Origin of the sequence: Candidatus Poriferisocius sp. (assembly GCF_965219775.1) — a bacterium.
Taxonomy (GTDB): domain Bacteria; phylum Actinomycetota; class Acidimicrobiia; order Acidimicrobiales; family Bin134; genus Poriferisocius.
Genome location: NZ_OZ244793.1, coordinates 2,088,613 through 2,105,590, shown reverse-complemented (window position 1 = coordinate 2,105,590; position 16,978 = coordinate 2,088,613). Strand labels below are relative to the sequence as shown.

Here is a 16,978-nt window from a genome sequence, read left to right as displayed (position 1 = left end):
TTCGACCGCAGGGGAGGTTAGCGCGGCTGGCATTGGGGGCAGAAGGTCAGGGTTCGGGCGTCGTAGCGGCGGCGTTGCAGGTCGGTGGCGCAGCGCAGGCAGGGCTGGCCCGAGCGGCCGTAGCAGGCCAAGGCGTCCTGGTTACTTCCCGGCCGGCCGTCGGCGTTGCGGTAGTCCCGCAAAGTGGTGCCGCCGTTGGCCAGCCCGGCGTTGAGCACCTGGATCAGGGCGGCGTGGAGTCGGGTGGCGGCTGGTCGGCTGACGGCGCGCCGGGCCGGGTGGATGCCGGCCCGCCACAGGGCTTCGGTGGCGTAGATGTTGCCGACACCCGCCACCGGCCGCTGGCTGAGGAGCTGGGTGGGGATGCGGCGGCGGCTGCGGCGCAGCGCCTGGTACAGGCCCTCGGCGGTGAAGTCGGTGCTGAGGGCGTCGGGGCCCTGGGCGGCCAGCGTGGGAATGGTGTGGTAGCAGCCTGCGGGTACGCAGCGGATGCGGCCGAAGCGGCGAACGTCGCGGTAGATGAGCACCTGGTGGTCGTCGAGCCGCCACCAGGCTCGCACGTAGGGGTCGTCCGGTCGGTCGGAGGTGACGGCCAGCGAACCGGTCATCCCCAGGTGGACGATCAGCTCCTGGCCGTCGTCGAGGGCGGCGATCAGGTACTTGCCCCGGCGGTTCAGGCCCCCGATGGTGGCGCCGACGGTGGCGGTGGCCGGGGTGAACTTCTCGGAGGGGTGGCTGTGGGCCTCCAGGATCCGCCGGTGGTGGAGCCGGGGCGCCAGTTGGCGGCGAATGGTCTCCACTTCGGGCAACTCGGGCACGGCCAGATTGTGGCATGCCCTCGGCGGGAGACGGGGGGCCGGGTTCGCCGGTGGTCAGCGGTGGGCCAGGGCGGCGCGGGCGGTGGCGAGATCATCGGGATTGGTCACCCCGATCCAGGACTCGGTGGTGGTGACCACGCCGACGCTCAGCAGCCCGGCCTCCATTTGTTCGGCCACCGCGTGGGGCAGGAGATACTCGGCTCCTGGGCTGTGTCGATGGGCGTCCAGGAACCGGGCAAACCCGTCGTGCAGGCCGTCGAGAAACGACGGGGAGAAGGCCCACAGGTTCATGGACACGATGGTGTGGTCGGGGAATTCGTGGCTGGATCGGGCGATGCCCTCGTGTTCCTCGATGCCGATGAGGCGGCTGCCGTCCATGCGGCACACCCCCCGGGTCACCGTGCCTTCGGCGGGCAGGGTGTGGTCGAGGAGGTAGCCGCACAGCCAGGCCTGGTCGTCGGCCATGCCGTCCATGGCCCGGGCCAGGGCGGTGTAGGCGGTGGGGCCGTAGTAGTCGTCGGCGTTGCACACCATGAAGGGGCCGTCAACGGCGTCGGCGGCCGCCAGCACGGCGTGGGCCGTGCCCCAGGGTTTGGTGCGGGACGGGCCGTGTTCGTCCTGGCGCACCATGGCCACCTCCAGGCCGACGGGGAGGCTGCCGCCGGTGTCGAAGTGCTGCTGCACGTCGGCCTCGATGTCGCGGCGCACGATGAGTACCACCCGTTTGGCCCCGGCGGCGTGGGCGTCGGCGATGGCGAAGTCCAAGAAGGCCTCGCCGTTGGGGCCCACCTGGGCCAGTTGCTTGGTTCCGCCGAAACGGGAGCCCAGCCCGGCCGCCATCACCACCAACGTGAACATGGGTGTGCCCTTCCTCGGTGCCTCAAGCCACGTTCGACGTCAGCCAGTGGCGGATGGATTCTTGGGCCGATGCTAGGTCGTCGCCGGCGATCGTCACTTCCTGGGCGGCCTCACCGGGCTGGGCGAAGACCAGCACGCATCGGCTCACCGATTCACCCACGGCCTGCTCCACGGCCAGGGCGTAGGCGGCCACTTGGAGCCGGTAGGCGTGGGCCTTGGCTTCCAGACTCTCCTCTAGTCGGACGTCGTCGGTCTTGTAGTCCGCCACCACCAGGCCGTCGGGGCTGCGGTAGAGCAGGTCGATGTAGCCCTCCAGCACGGTGTCGCCCACGGTGGTGGCCACGTACACCTCCTTCCAGTGCTCGGCGGCGGCTGCCTCCTGCACGGTGCTGGCCGCCAAGACCGATCGGGCCAGCTTGCCGACGGCGCTCTGGTCCCGGAGGACCCCCTCGGCCTCGGCTTGGGCGGCGGCCACCGGTTGGATCTGGTCGGGTTCGGCATCCAGGGCCACCGTTTGCAGCACACCGTGGACGGCGGCGCCCACCTTGGTGCCGTAGCGACCCTTGTTCCAGGGTGCTCGCCGGTCGTCACCGTCGGCGGGCCGGTCCTTGCTCAAGCCCGGATCGCTTTCAGCCGAGGATTCGTCGGGGGGCAGGAGGAGGCCGGGGAGGGCCGAGGCCCCCACCGCCAGGTGTCGGTCAGCGGCGGTCAGAACTGCGTTCCGCTCGTCTTGCCAATCGGACAGTGAGGGTGAGGCCTCACCGGATTGTGGGCGCAGGGCGGCTACCACGGGCAACGGATCTAGCTCCAAGGCGACTTCGGTCGTTGGCGGGGTGTCCTCGGACGCGGGCGGGGCATGGTCGACGATCAGGTCGGCCATCGAGGGGTTCTTCCGCCCGCCCTTGGGCGGTGCCTCTCGATGAGCGGAAACCACCAGATGATCCATGGCCCGAGTCGTGGCCACGTACAGCAGACGAACGCGCTCGGCGGCGTCGAATGCTCCCTCTACTTTCTTCTGTTCAGCCGCGTTTTCGGTCCGCAAACTCTCGTTGAACTGCACGGCAAAGCCACCCTCGGCAGGCCACATGAGCGTGGCTTTTGAAGCCTTGGGCTTCGCGGAGGTGCCCGAGAGGATGACGATGGGGAACTCCCGGCCCTTGGCGGCGTGGATGGTGGCGATGCGCACGGCGTGGTCGTCGGTGTCCGACACGTCCACGTCGGTCTCCCTGGCCTCCTCGGCCACCTTGAGGTCCACCCAGGAAATGAACTCTCGCAGGCCCCGTCCCCCGGTCTCCTCGAACTGTCGAGCCTGATCGATCACCACCTGCAGGATGTGCCACGCATCACGGGCTCGACCGCGACCGAAGCAGTGGGATTCCATCAGCCGCCGCTCCCGCACGATGTGCTCGAGCAACTGGCTGGGGCTCAGCCAGCGGCATTGGCGGTGGAGGCCTCGCAGCCAGGCCAAGGCGTCGGCCACCGGATGGTCACTGGGCAAGGACTCCGGGTGTCGCGCCAAGTAGTTCCACTGCCCGTGATAGGTGACCCTGTAGTTGAACAGGTCGTCGTCACCACAGCCAAGGGCCGGTGATCGCAGCGCATTGACCAGAGCCACCTCATCGGTGGGATCGGCCAGGGACCGGACGACGGTGATCACGTCCCGGATGGTCCGGTCGGCCCAGATCAGGGAGCCCGCCTCCAACCGGAAGGGTATGCGGTGGCGTTCCAGGGTCTGTTGGAGCTGGGGTAGCGAGATGCGGTCGGGCACCAGGATGCAGATGTCCTCCAGCCGGGCGGGACGCCAGCGGTCCCCACCCTGCTCGTCGGTGCCGTCGCCCACCGACCAACCCTTGGAGACGGCGGTCAGGATGGCCGCGGCCACGTCCTCGGCTTCGGCTTCGCGTATGACGTCGACCTTGGTTCCCTGGGGGTGGGCTCGGTCGAGCACGGCCACCGGCGCACCCACCGGTGGGCCGTCGCGTATCGGCTCCAGGGACTGGTAGAGGGGCTGGACGTGCTCCTGATCGGGGCCGGGCGGAGCCATCAGGCTATCGAAGAGCTGGTTGACCCACTCCAGGATGGGTGCCGCCGACCGGAAGTTGCGGGTGAGCGATTTTCGGGTGACCGTGGCCGCTGCGGCCGCTTGGGTGTACACGCCGAGGTCGGCTCGGCGGAATCGGTAGATCGACTGCTTGGGGTCACCGACGAAGAACAGCCGACCGGCGTCGTCTTCCAGCTCGGGCCAGGGCCGGCGATCATCCGGATCGGTGGCGATGAGTTTGGCCAGGTCGACTTGGATGGGGTCGGTGTCCTGGAACTCGTCGAGCAGCAGTCGCGGGTAGCGTTCGGCCAGCGCGGCCCGAACTTGGGCCCCGTGCTCGCCGTCTCGCAACAGGAGTTGGGCCAGCACCAGCAGGTCGTGGAACTCCAGGACTCCCCGGCGTCGACGCTCCTCGGCCGCTTGTAGCACAAAGGACCCCAGCACCCCGGCCAGCCGGTTGATGACGGCGTCGGCCAATCCGTCCTTGATGGCGGCGACCTGCGCCCCCAGGGCCATCACCTGGGTGCGCACCTCATCAATCGTGTGCTTGTCGGTCCAGTTCTTCCTATTGCCGGTATTGCCCACCTTGAAGCTGGGCCAATCCCTGAACAGGACGCGGACCGGTTGCAGCCAATCGCCGTGGGTATTGCTCAGCTCATCGGCCTTGTTGCCAATCTCTTGGAGCCGGTTCGCCATGCCGTCGCCTGCGCCGCCGTCGCTGGGGGCCGCAGCACAGAATCGTTCGAGGTCGGCCACATCTCGGCAGTCCGCCAACAGGCGGTGGAAGTTGGGTAATTCGATGGGCGTCGTGGGAGGCGCTCCGGCCACCGCGCGCTCGACCACCAGGTCCCAGTTGCTGTCCAGCCCTTTGGCCAATTCCCGCAGGTTTTGGGTGGTGATGCCCATGGCCAGGGCCAACGCCATGAGTTCCTGATGGTCGGGGTCGTGCCAGAGGCGGTCACGGAACTGGTCCCACCGCTCGCTGAAGGCGCTCATGGGGGTGACCTCGATGCGTGGGGGCAATCGGGCCTCGATAGCGTGCTGCGACAGGATTCGCAGGGCGAACCCGTGCAGGGTGGTGATGGCCGCCCCGTCCAGTTGGTCGAGGGCCTCGGGATGCTTGCCGGTTGCGGTGAGGCTTTGGCGCAGCCGGTTCTTCAGCTCCTCGGCGGCCTTCTCGGTGAAGGTGATGGCGGCGATGTTCTCCATGGCGATGCCGCTGTCCAGCAAGGCCACGATCCTCTCCACCAGCGCAGTGGTCTTGCCCGAGCCAGCCCCGGCCTCCACGAACAACGTGGCTGCCAGGTCGCCGGCTATGGCCTGCCGGTCAGCCTGATCGGGGTGGGCCGAAACCGGGGAACTCATGGCGAAACCTCCTTGGACGCGGGGTCGTCGTCGGGGGGCTCGACCAAATCGCGATAATCGCGCAGCTCGGGTTGGGCTCGCAGGCGGTCCCAGTCCCATCTCCGGTCGTGGGTGCCGACCCGATCGGCATTGCAATATTCGCAATGCTGGCTGTAGCGGCCCATGGTGTCTTCCCGGGGCCGGTCGCAGAACACGCCCGCGTCCACTCCCTCGACAATGGTGGTCACCGCCTGGCCGAAGCGCTCCATCACTTGCTGGTCGAGGGCATAGCCGTAGGCCTTGAACTCCTCCTCGGAGTTGACAAACCAGTACCTGGTGGTCACCGGCGCTCGCGGGTTGCCCGCTTGGGCTCGGGCGGCCAGCCCGTAGACCGGGAGCTGCAACCGGGTGCCTTGCAAAACGGGATCCCAACCCTTCTCCTTTTTGGAGCCCCTTTTGGGGCGATTCACCCCCGTGTACTTCTCGGCCTTGCCAGATTTGTAGTCGAGGGCCACCAGTTCGCCGTCCGGTCCCTGGTCGATCCGGTCGGCCCGACCCCGGAACCGCACCCGTCGGCCCGATGGCAGCTCGACGGCCACCTCATCCAGCGGACTGTCGTCCATTCCGAAAGCCAGCTCGCTGGCCACCGGGGCGGTGTTCAGCTCCCTTCGCAGGTCATTGTCCTCATCGATGAAGCGGACCAGGTCGGCCAGAATCCGGCCGCGACGGTCACCCCAGACCACCGGTGATCCGGTGATGCCTCGGTCCTCAGCTTCTTGGCACAGCTCCTGGCCGATCTCCAAGAGCCGACTGCGCTGCTCTTCGGTCCAGGGTTGTCCGGGACCAGGGACCTGGTTCTGGGCAAGCTGCTCCTGCAGGAAGGTGTCCAGGGCGTTGTGGATCAGCGATCCCTTCTCCGACGCGGTGATCTCCGTCACGTCCTCCGGCTGTTCGATGGTGGCGACCCGCAGGACGTGGCGGAAGAAGTAGCGCAGGGGGCATTCGGCCCACGTCGCCAAACTGGTGGGCGACATCACCGTGCCGATGGTGTGGCTGAGATCCACCCCGGCCAGGTTGCCGTCGAAGCGGGTGAACCCATCCGACGCTCGGGCCTGCATCAGCTCCACGCCTCGGGCCAGCGCCGGGTCTTGGCCGAGATCAGAGTCTCCGGGGGTGTCGCCCAGGGCGAGGGCCTGCAGGCGAAACTCCTGGACGGTGGCCGGGAACTCGGCGTGCATCACCCGTGAACAGAAGGAGGGAACGTGTTCGAACCAAGGGGCGTGGCTGTCGTTGGCCAGGCTTTCGAGATGGGTGCTGTCCACCCGGGATCCGGCCAAGGCCGTGGCGGTGTCCAGGAGCCAGCGGGAGGGATGCTGCTCGGCCGCTCGCCGGGAGTTTCCCCGGGCGTAGATCAGGGTGGCCCCCTGTGACGAGGCCAGCGCGGCCAGGAATTGACGGTGTTGCTCGGCGGGCCGGTCGCCGAGTAGGGCCAGGTCGTCGCCCGCGGCCTGACGCTCCCGGTCGGGCAGCAGGGGGTCGTCGTGGAGGGTGTGGGGGAACTCACCCTCCGACAAGCCGAGCAGGACGACCTGATCGAGTTCCATGCCCAGGGACTCACCGATCGTTCCGGTCAGCACCCCGCGTCCGACCTGCCCGATGCGGGTGGTGGCCGCGGTCAACTCCGAGACCAAGGTCTGGCGGAAGGTGGAGGGTCGAGGCTTGGCTTCGACTTCGTCCAGGCCCCGCAGGCGGCTGAGGATGCCGAGTACGGCGGTGGCCGCCTCCTGTTCCTGCTCCGGCCAACGGCGCCGGGATTGCCGGTCGCCCAGGTACGTCTCCACCAGGTCGGTGACCCAGTCGCTCCATGAAGACCAGGTGTCCGGCGCGGGGACGGGGGACAGGTCGGTGATCAGCCCGGCCATGAATTCGGCCAACGACTCCGCGTGACCGGCTGCTCGCTTCAGGGCCTGGATGCGCAAGTCGGCCTCGTCGGGATCGTCGCCCTGAGTGGCGGCTTCGGCCTCGGCCCGCAATTCGGCGGCGTGCCTCCCCAGTCGTTCCTGCCATTGGTCGGCTCCCCGGGCCACGCCCGCGTCCCGCGAGGCTCGTTCCCAGGCCATCACCGGCGCGGGGACCGCGGCCTCACCATTGCCGGATCCGTCGGGGGCGGCCACCGTGGGTTGCGCCACCGACAACAGGGCGAACACCTCGTCGCGGCGAAAGTCCCGGCCCGGCAGGTGGAGCAATGCCCCCAGCCCGCGACCCACAAGGGAGTCGGCCAGGGTCAGCCCACTGGGACCGTTGTAGACGATGCCGGCGGCTTCGAGTTGGCTGTGCAACCGGCGGACCACCGTCGGCCCACCGCCGCACAGCACGGCGATTCGGGCCAGGGGTGTGCCACCGCGTGCGGCGTTGACCACCTCGCGGACCGCCACCCGGACCTCCTCGTCGGTGCTGACCGTGCTGATCACCCGCTCGGCGTGGGGCCGGTCGATCTCCGGCAGGCCTTCGGGTTCGACGCCCATGCGGCGAGCGGACGCCAACACCGGGGCGTCGGCTTTGTCGTCGCCGGTGAGGCCGATCAGCACGGCCATGGGGGTGACGCCGGCCAGCGCGGCCAGCAATCGAGCCTGAGGACGGGTGATCCGCTGCGGCAGGTGGACGATCACCGGGCCGAAGCCGGCGGCCACCGCCCGGCCCGACTCGGTGGGCAGGGACTTGGCAGCCAGGTCGACCAGATCCTGACCGTCGTACCACTGGTGCTGCAGTTGTTCTCTGACCTGGCCGCAGATGCGCACCACATCGGCGGCCCGCTCGCTCTGTTCGGCCAGCTTGGCCTGTTGCTCGTCGGACAGGTCGCGCAGGTCGTGGTAGGAGCGCACCAGGGCTTGTTCGGTTGCCGGGTGCTGAGCCGACTCCCGAAACACACCGGGCCGATCGCTCAGTGCCTGGCGAACGGTGGCTCGAATGATCGAATCGGACAGCGGCTTGCGTTGATGGTCGTCGGCCATGGCTCGGCCGGCCAGGCGCTCGGCCATGTCGAACAGCTTGAGGAAGTCCACCGCGGCGATACCGGGGCCCTGGGTGGCGAGGGCCCGTCGGGTGGCCAGGCCTGCGATGTTGGTGGGCACCACCACGGTCACCGGAGCCAAGGGATTGCCTGCCTTGAATGCCGAAATCTGCTCGGCCAGACGCTGGGTGGCGGGCGCTCCGTAGGCGCTCCCGACAACGGTGATGGTCATGGGCAAGACTCTAGAGACCACCGATGACAGTATCTCCGAATCGGGCTACGAGGGTTGCTCGGTCCAGCCGGGGGCGGGTCTCGAAGCGGGGTGTCGGACGGTCAGGGCCGGAAGAGCTTGGAGTGGGCCAGCCGGCCCATGGCCGGGGCCATCAGGGCCTGGTCCCGCAGGGACTGGCGGGCCAGGTAGGCGGCCAGCCCGGCGTCGGAGTCCAGGTCGAACCGCTTCCGGTCGGACCGGTCCTGCTCGGCCAGTTCCGGTCCGATGCGGTCCACCATGTCCAGGTGGCGCACCAGCCGGGCGGTGGACTTGGCCCGAGCGGCGGCGTAGCCGTCCAGGGCCGGGGTGATCACCGTGTGCAGATCGTGCAGGACGGCGGAATAGTGCTCGCTCGCCGGGGTGTCGCGGGGTTCGGGCACCTCGGGGGGCTCCACTGTCACGCCCAACGCCTCGCACACCACCTCGGCGGTGACCCGGCGGTGCAGGGTGGTGAAGAGTTTCACCATGCCCTGGTCGCCGTCGGCCGCTCCTGCTGCGCCCAGGCCGATCAGGTTGCGGACCTGGCAGGCGAGTTGCCAGTAGCGCACCCGCTCGACGTCCACTGCGCCTTCGTACCACCCCAACGCGGTGGGCAGGTTGACAAAGGGGGTGAGCATGGCCCGCACCGTGATCCAGGCCAGATCCTCCATCGGGTCGCCCACGTGGGCCAGCTCCCAGTCGCACAGCCCGGTGACCCGGCCGCCGTCGTGGAGCACGTTGCCCGGTCCCAGGTCACCGTGGACCAGCACCGTCCGCCCCGGTGGTTCGGGGGCCGATCGGGCCAGCAGGCGCAAGCCCAGGTCGATGAGCGGATCGGGCCGGCGGCAATGGGTTCGGTAGATCCGGGTCCATACGCCCAAGTCGTCGGTCACCAGATGATCGGGGGGCGCCAAGGCGTGGAGGGTGTTCACCTGGTCCATGAAGTCCCGGGCCAACGCCGGGTCGTCCATCGGGCCGGGCGATCCGGCCACGTAGTCGAGCAGTAAGGCCTGCCCGTCGGGGCTGACGCCCCACAGCCCCGCGGCCCGAACCGGCGTGGTGGCCAACCACGCGTACACCTCGGCCTCGCGGGCCAAGTCGTAGCCCTGCTCCGACAGGGGCGACGAGCCGGTGTCCACCCGCAGGAAGCGGCGAGTGTCGTCGGCCAGTGTCACCACCCAGGCCTGGCGGGAGGCGCCGCCGGGGATGCGCGCGGTGGCCGTCACCGGTTGGCCACAGCACCCCTCGATCCACTGGGTCAACGCCTCCGGTCCGCTCATCGCTTCCCTCTGTCCCAGCGTCGGTTGCGCTCCAACAGGCTCAAACAGGCCTAGTCGGGGTCGCCCGGGTTGGTTTGGGCACTTGGCTCCGGCGCGGAGGCCTCGGCGTTGGCTTGGGCGATTCGCTCCAGGGCAGGAGCATCGGATCGCAACCGCCCGGCCTCGTCGCGGCGGAGCACCTCGTCGGTGCCCTCGGGACACTGGGCGACGAACGGGCACCACCCGCACAACGGGCCGGTGGAGGCCGCGAACTCCTCGGTGATGCAGCTCTCCATGATGGCCAGCCAGGTGGTCCGGAGTTCGTCCACCGCCTCGGCCAGGTTCTCGTCGGTGATCTCCACGGTCACCACCTTCTGGCCCAGGTAGTGCAACTGGGCCTTGACCGGCTTGCGGCCCTCCAATTCGGTCAGCGCAGCGGCGTACAGCAGCATCTGGGTGGCGTAGTTGGCCGAGAATCGAGCCGACGGGGCCTTGCCCGACTTGTAGTCGGTGACCACCAAACCTTGGTCGGTCTCGTCGAGGCGGTCGATGATGCCCCGAAACGGCACCCCGTTGATCTCCACCCGGACGTCCTGTTCGGTGGCCGCCACCTGCACCTGACGGGGATCCTCCAGATCCCACAAACCCTCGATGGCCCGCCAACCGTTGATGCGGAAGTCCAACCCACCCCGCTCGTCCAACTCCAGCCCCACATAGTCGGGGTGACGCTCCATGGTGGGCCACAATTCGCGGGCCAGCTTCTTGGCCCGGTCCACCGTGCGTTCCGGTTCCGGCTCCTGCATCAGCTTCTCCAGCACCATGTGGGCGAAGGTGCCGGTCACCGCCGACTCGCCGGGCGGGTCGGGCAGGCGGTCGACGTAGCGGAACTTCCAGCGGCGGGCGCATTCCCGGTAGGACGAGGCGCTGGAGGGCGACAAGTACTTGGGCACGTAGCGTTCGGGGATCTCCACCAGCTTGTCGGCCACGGGCTCGGCGGTGGCTTCGGCCCGGGGAGCGGCGTCGGTCATGGTCATCTCAGACTCTCCGATTCTGGCTTGGCGGTCAATAGTCGAGGGCGTCACGGTCGACCAGCTCGCTGTGGGAGATGAGGAAGTCCTTGCGGCGGCTCACGTCGGCCCCCATCAGGGTCTCGAACATCTGGCCCGCCCGTTCGGCGTCGTCCAGGGTGAGCCGACGCAGCGTCCGGGTCGCGGGGTCGAGGGCGCACTCGGCCAGCTCGTCGGTGTCCATCTCGCCCAGCCCCTTGAACCGGGACCACCGGATGTTCTCCACCTTGCGGTTCCCCTTGGCCAACTCGGCGGTGATGTGGTCCCGCTCGGCGTCGGACCACGCCCTGTGGGTTTGGTCCCCCACCTTGGTGGTGTAGAGCGGGGGTTGGGCGGCGTAGACCCGCCCTGCTTCCAGCATGGGCAGCATGAAGCGGTGGATGAGGGTGAGCAGCAGGCAGCGGATGTGGCTGCCGTCCACGTCGGCGTCGCACAGGATGACGATGCGCCCGTACCGGGCCTTGGCCATGTCGAAGTCGTCGCCCGAGCCCGCTCCCATGGCGGTGAACAGGGCCTGGGCCTCGGCGTTGTCCAGCACCTGCTTCATGGACGACTTGGCCGCGTTCACCACCTTGCCCCGCAAGGGCAGGATGGCCATGTTCTCGGCGTTGCGCCCCGCCTTGGCCGGACCGGCCGCCGAGTCGCCCTCCACCAGGATCAGCTCGGAGTCCGGCCCGTGGACCCGACAGTCGGCCAGCTTGTCGGGCATCCCGGTGGAGCCCAACGAGGCCGCCCGTCGCTTGTTCTCCAAGGTCTGGCGGGCCGACACCCGGTTGATCACCGCGTCGGCGATCTTGGACTGCAAACCGGTGACGTGGCTCTTGGGACCGGTTTGGAACCAGCTCTCCAAGCCGTCCTTGAGCACGTTGTAGACGATGGACTGCACCGCCGGAGTGCCCAACTCCTGTTTGGTCTGGCCCCGGAACTGGGGCTCCGGCAGGGTGACCTTGACCGCGGCGACCAGGCCCTCCTGCACGTCCTCCCGCTGGGCCCGGTCGTTGCCCTGCTTGGCCAACCGGGCCAGCTTCTTGACGTCGGCCAGCAGGCTGTCGTTGACCGCCCGGGTCAGGGCCCGATCAAAACCGGCCAAGTGGGTGCCCCCGTGGGGGGTGGGGATGGTGTTGACGAAGGTGGCCACCGCGGTGGCGTAGTCCTTGACCCAGCGCAGGGCGATGTCCACCTGACATCGGCGGTTGACCACGGTCATGGCCCCGTCCACCGGCACCTTCTCCTCGAATTCGCCCTCACCGGGGATGGAGATGACCTCGGTGACGGTCTCGGACTTCGAGAGGTGGGCCACCAGATCGGCCAGGCCCCCGTGGGAGATCAGCTCCACCGGCTGATTGTCGGCGTCCCGGCGCTTGTCCTCCACCCGGATGCGCAGCCCCGGCACCAAAAAACAGGCCTGCTGGGCCCGCCGGGCGATGGCCTCGAAGTCCACGGCGGCGTCGGGATCGAACATATCCAAATCGGGCCAGAAGCGGATCCGGGTGCCGGTCTTGCGGGTGGCGCGCACGCGGCGGAGCTTGTGACCCGCAGCGAAGCGGTCGCCGTCGAACTGGCCCGCCTTCTGCTGGGAGAACCAGAGCTGCCAGGTGGCACCGTCGCGGTCGACCTCGGCCCGCAGGCGGGTCGACAGGGCGTTCACCACCGAGGCCCCCACCCCGTGCAGGCCGCCCGACGCCCCGTACACCCCGCCCCCGAACTTGCCGCCCGCGTGCAGCTCGGTGAGCACTACCTCCAGGGCCGACACCTTCTTGGTGGGGTGGCGGTCGACGGGAATGCCCCGGCCGTTGTCGGCCACCTCGACCGAGCCGTCGGCGTGCAAAGTGACGTCGATGCGGGTGGCGTAGCCCGCCCCGGCTTCGTCCACGCCGTTGTCGATCAGCTCCCACACCAGGTGCATGAGGCCGTCGCTGCCGGTGCCCCCGATGTACATGCCGGGGCGCTTGCGCACCGCCTCCAGCCCTTCCAGGGTGACGATGTCGGAGGCGGCGTAATTGCCGTTGCCATTCTCGCCCTTGGGCGGGGCGAAGAGGTCGGCGGTGGCGCCCTTGGTGGTGCCCGCGGTGCCGGTGGACGTCACCATCGGGGCATCCCCACGCCCACGACCACCCCGTGGTGGCCCGCACCGTCGGCCGGCGGGAAGGGCACCGGGGCCTTGGCCGGGCGGCCGTTGTCGTCCACCTCGGCCAGAAGGTCGGCCGGCGGGGCGATCACCGCCAGGGCCAGCGGGTCGCGACCGACCAGGGCGGTACCGAGACCTCCCCGGGCGGTGGCCGGAATGTCGGTCACCGGCGTGATGTCCACCGAACCGGTGGTGCCCACCGAGATCACCGCCTCGTCACCGCTCACGCCGTCGGCGGCGATGAGGCGGTCGCCGTTGCGCAGCTTCATGCCCACCACCCCGGCCGCACTCCGCCCCTGCACCCGCACCGACTCCACCGGGGCGCGCAGGGCCCGTCCCTGGGCGCTGACCAGCACCATCTCGGCCGAGGCGGGGGCGCAGAAGGCGGCTACCACCTTGTCGTTGGGCTTCAGCTTGATGACCTGCTTGGTGGCCCGGCCCTTGTCGGCGTCGGACAGGTCGACCCGCTTGACCGTGCCCGCGGCGGTCACGATCACCAGCGGGTCGCCACCGGCGGTCACCAAGGTCAGCACCGCCTCGCTGCGCATGGTTCCGAACACCTCGGAGGCGGCCGCCCCCCGGCTGCGGCCCGACACTTCGGGCAGCGCCGACACCGCCGACGAGATGATCCGCCCCCCCGAGGTCACGGCCAGAATGGCATGGCCGGGGTCGGCCTCCACCGAGGCGGTGAGCACGTCGTGGCGGCCGAACTGGGATCGGCGACGGCCACCGGCGGCGGCCCGGCCCACCACCCCGGTGGTGGACAGGGTGACCACGCAGGGCCCCTCGGCCTGGGGGGTGAGGTCGGCGACCGGGGTGGCCTCGTACACCGGGGCGTCCTGATGACCCAGAATCTGTGTGCGGCGTGGGCGGCCGAAGCGCTCCACCAGGTCGTCCAGCTCCTTGAGCACCAGGGTGCGTTGGCGCCGCTCGGACCCCAGCAGCTTCTCCAGCTCGGCGATCAGGGTGATGAGCTGGTCGCGCTCGTCGATGATCTTCTGCTTCTCCAGGGCGGTGAGCCGCCGGAGCTGCAGCTCCAGGATGTGGGCGGCCTGGGTCTCGCTGAGTTCCAGGGCGTCCTGCAACCGCTGGCGGGCGACGGTGGCATCGTCGGAGCCCCGGATGATGGCGACCACCTCGTCGATGTTGTCCAGCGCGGTGATGAGACCCTCCAGGATGTGGTGGCGATCACGGGCTCGGGCCAGCCGAAAGCGGGTGCGGCGCACCACCACGTCGAGGCGATGGTCGACGTAGTGGACGCAGAGGTCGTAGAGGCCCACGGTGGTGGGAACGCCGTCGACCAGCACCACGTTGTTGAGGGCGAACGTCTCCTCCAGGGGGGTGAGACGGAAGAGGTCGTAGTAGAGCTTCTCGGGGGCCACGTGGGGTTCGCACTCGATGAGGATGCGCAGCCCGTGATGGCGGTCGGACAGGTTGCGGGCGTCGTGGACGCCGGGCAGCTTGCCGTCGACGATCAGATCGTTGATGCGCTTCACCGCTTTCTCCGGGCCGACCATGTAGGGCAGCTCGGTCACCTCGATTCCCCAGCGGCTGCGGGTGAGGCGGACCGGCGCCATCTTGGCCTGCATCCGGATGGAGCCCCGCCCGGTGGCGTAGGCCTGCCGCAGACCCCCCTCCTGGGAATCGACGATGATGCCCCCGGTGGGAAAGTCGGGCCCGGGCAGCCTCTCCAATAGCTGGTCGATGGTGGGCTTGGGGCGGCGCTGCTCCATCACCAGCCGGATGGCCTGGGCCACCTCGGCCAGGTTGTGGGGGGCCATGTTGGTGGCCATGCCCACGGCGATTCCGGTGGTGCCGTTCACCAGCAGGTTGGGCAGCCGACCGGGCAGGTACTCGGGTTCGGTGCCCTCCCCGTCGTAGGTGGCCCGGTGCTCGACGGTGTCCTCGTCGATCTCGGCCAGTATCTCCATGGCCGCCTCGGCCAGGCGGCACTCGGTGTAGCGGGGGGCGGCGGGGGGATCGTCCAGGGTGCCGAAGTTGCCGTGGGGATCGATCAGCGGAACGGGCCGGGAGAACTCCTGGGCCAGTCGCACCAAGGCGTCGTAGATGGCGGCGTCCCCGTGGGGGTGGTACTTGCCCATGGTGTCGCCCACCACCCGTGCGCTCTTGCGGTGGGGCCGGTCGGGGCGGATCCCCATGTTGAGCATGGAGTAGAGGATCCGGCGCTGCACCGGCTTGAGCCCGTCACGGGCGTCGGGAATGGCCCGGGAGGTGATGACCGACAGGGAGTAGGCCAGAAACGACTCCGACATCTCCTCGTCCACCGGGACGTTCACCAGTTCGCGGGCGAAGCTCACCTCGGTGTCGGTACCGGCGTCGTCCTGGTGGGCGTCGAACAAGGTTTTGGATGGTTGGGGCATGGTCGGTTCGATGGGGTTTTCGGGGATTTGCGGGGAAGGATCGGGTGGTCTTCCCTGGTGCGACGGTACTCGCTTGCGATGACAGATTCGGGACACTCCCCCAGATAGGAGGGGATTTCCGTCAGTCTCCGGGGAGCGGGGTGCGGCTGAGCCGAACGGTCTGGCCGAACGAGCGGATGGCGGCCATCAGCGCACGGGTACCGAGGATCGAGACCTCGCCGGTGGTGCGGCTGCGGTGGGGCACGGGCACCTCGGCCAGGCGGGCCCCGGAGCGGGCCAGCATCCCGGCCAGCACCACGTTGGGAGCGAAGGTGTCGTCGGGGATGGGGGTGAGCAGCGGGGCCAGGGCCGAAGAGCGCATCAGGCGATAGGGGCAGTTGACGTCGGCCAGGCGGCAGCCGAAGGCCGCCCGAGCGGTGAGCCGGGCCCCGTGGGTGACGAACCGGCGAGCAGGCGATTGCTTCCGACCGGTGCGTATCCCCACCACCGCGTCCGCGTCGGGGCGAAGCTCCCACAGTCGACCGAACGAGGCCGCGGGCATCTCGTTGTCGGAGTCGGTTTGGAACACCCAATCGGCGGTGATCACCCCCCGCCGGTAGCCCCGCAGGATGGTGGGACCGTGGCCATGGTTGGGCTTGACATCGACCACCAGGCGGGGGTGCTGCTCGGCCACCGAGCGCAGGATCTGCTCGCTGGCGTCGGTGGCCCCGTCCACGATGGCCACCAGCTCGTAGTCGATCCCCAGACCGTCGAACTCGGCCAGCCAGCTCCGGGCCACCTCGGCCACGATCTCGGCCTCGTTGTACACCGGCATGACGGCGCACAGCTCCCGGCGCCGGTCGGCGCCGGTCGGCTCGATGGTGTGGGTCGGCTCGACCGGGTCGGTCACTCGCCGGCGCTCTGGGCCAGCAGTTGGGCCTCCTTGTCGGCCAGGATGGCGCCGCTCAGGTCGTAGGAGATGGCGTGGGTATTGGGCTTCGGCCCCTCCCAGCCGGGCAACAGGCCCCGCTCATGGCAGAAGAACTGGGCCTCGATGTTGGTGCCGCTCAGGGTGGCGGCTTCCGAGTCGGTGGCCAGCCAGGCCACCACCGCGCCGATCACCTCGGGGGGCTCCCCGTTGTCCTCGAAGCCGAACCGGGCCATGTCCTGGGCGATGCGCTCGGTGGAGATGTAGCCGGGCTGCACGTTGAAGGCCCTGATGCCGTGGTCGCCGTGCTCCACGGCCAGGAATCCGGCCACCCGGTGAAAGGCGCCCTTGCTGATGCCGTACCCCATGCCCCAGCCCCCGTCGCCCGCTGCCGAGGTGGGGTCGGCGTAGCCCGAGGCCGAGGTGATGTTGACGATGGTGCCCGAGCCCCGCTCGATCATCTGGGGCAGGAAGGCCTTGGTCAGCACCAAAGGGGCCAGGCAGTTGGCCCGCAGGTGCCGGTCCAACAGCTCGATGGGGGTGTCCAGCAGGCGGTCCATGTGGCCGGGGCCGATGTAGCGACCGTTGTTCACCAGCACGTCCACCCGGCCCCAGCGTTCCAACACGGTGGCCGCGGCCGCCCCCAGGGAGGCGTCATCCAGCAGGTCGGCGGCCACCACCATGGCCTCGGCTCCGGCCTCGGCCACCAGCGCGGCGGTGGACGACAGGCTGCCGGGCAACGGCGAGGTGTCCGAACTCTTCACGGTGGAGGAGTGCTCGCGCTGCTCCCCCTCCTGCACGGTACGGGCGGAGACGGCCACGTCGAAGCCCGCCCGGGCCAGATACACCGAGCAGGCCTTGCCGATGCCCCGGCTGGCCCCGGTCACGAAGGCAACGGGACGGTCATTCATTGCG

The 16,978-nt window shown here is 69.3% G+C and carries 10 protein-coding genes; all 10 read right to left on the bottom strand.

Annotated features, from left to right (window positions below; genetic code table 11):
• Nucleotides 1-17 precede the first annotated feature (17 nt).
• Nucleotides 18-818, bottom strand: coding sequence for a bifunctional DNA-formamidopyrimidine glycosylase/DNA-(apurinic or apyrimidinic site) lyase (gene mutM / locus ACOQPQ_RS09345; RefSeq protein WP_420639172.1), 801 nt, complete (start codon nucleotides 816-818; stop codon nucleotides 18-20).
• Between the two features lie 54 nt (nucleotides 819-872).
• Entirely contained in the window at nucleotides 873-1,676 is an 804-nt protein-coding gene (locus tag ACOQPQ_RS09340; protein ID WP_420639171.1) for an NTP transferase domain-containing protein, read from the bottom strand.
• Nucleotides 1,677-1,698: 22 nt separating this feature from the next.
• Entirely contained in the window at nucleotides 1,699-5,082 is a 3,384-nt protein-coding gene (locus tag ACOQPQ_RS09335) for a UvrD-helicase domain-containing protein (protein ID WP_420639170.1), read from the bottom strand.
• Nucleotides 5,079-8,303: a PD-(D/E)XK nuclease family protein gene (locus ACOQPQ_RS09330; RefSeq protein WP_420639169.1), complete on the bottom strand. Its 3,225-nt coding sequence runs from the start codon at nucleotides 8,301-8,303 to the stop codon at nucleotides 5,079-5,081. Before ACOQPQ_RS09330 ends, ACOQPQ_RS09335 begins: the two co-directional genes overlap by 4 nt.
• A gap of 101 nt (nucleotides 8,304-8,404) precedes the next feature.
• Entirely contained in the window at nucleotides 8,405-9,601 is a 1,197-nt protein-coding gene (locus tag ACOQPQ_RS09325) for a phosphotransferase family protein (RefSeq protein ID WP_420639168.1), read from the bottom strand.
• A 50-nt stretch (nucleotides 9,602-9,651) separates the two neighbouring features.
• A complete protein-coding gene (locus ACOQPQ_RS09320) occupies nucleotides 9,652-10,614 on the bottom strand; it encodes a RecB family exonuclease (protein WP_420639167.1) in 963 nt (320 codons plus the stop codon).
• 28 nt (nucleotides 10,615-10,642) lie between these two features.
• The gene (locus ACOQPQ_RS09315) at nucleotides 10,643-12,736 is read right to left on the bottom strand and encodes a DNA gyrase/topoisomerase IV subunit B (RefSeq protein ID WP_420639166.1); all 2,094 of its coding nucleotides are present in this window, start codon (nucleotides 12,734-12,736) and stop codon (nucleotides 10,643-10,645) included.
• Nucleotides 12,730-15,156 (bottom strand): DNA gyrase/topoisomerase IV subunit A, encoded by a 2,427-nt coding sequence (locus tag ACOQPQ_RS09310; RefSeq protein ID WP_420639165.1) that lies wholly within the window; start codon nucleotides 15,154-15,156, stop codon nucleotides 12,730-12,732. The genes ACOQPQ_RS09315 and ACOQPQ_RS09310 overlap by 7 nt, the downstream gene beginning before the upstream one ends.
• Before the next feature lie 121 nt (nucleotides 15,157-15,277).
• Nucleotides 15,278-16,045, bottom strand: coding sequence for a glycosyltransferase family 2 protein (locus ACOQPQ_RS09305; RefSeq protein WP_420639164.1), 768 nt, complete (start codon nucleotides 16,043-16,045; stop codon nucleotides 15,278-15,280).
• Nucleotides 16,042-16,974 (bottom strand): SDR family NAD(P)-dependent oxidoreductase, encoded by a 933-nt coding sequence (locus ACOQPQ_RS09300; protein ID WP_420639163.1) that lies wholly within the window; start codon nucleotides 16,972-16,974, stop codon nucleotides 16,042-16,044. The genes ACOQPQ_RS09305 and ACOQPQ_RS09300 overlap by 4 nt, the downstream gene beginning before the upstream one ends.
• Between the last annotated feature and the right edge of the window lie 4 nt (nucleotides 16,975-16,978).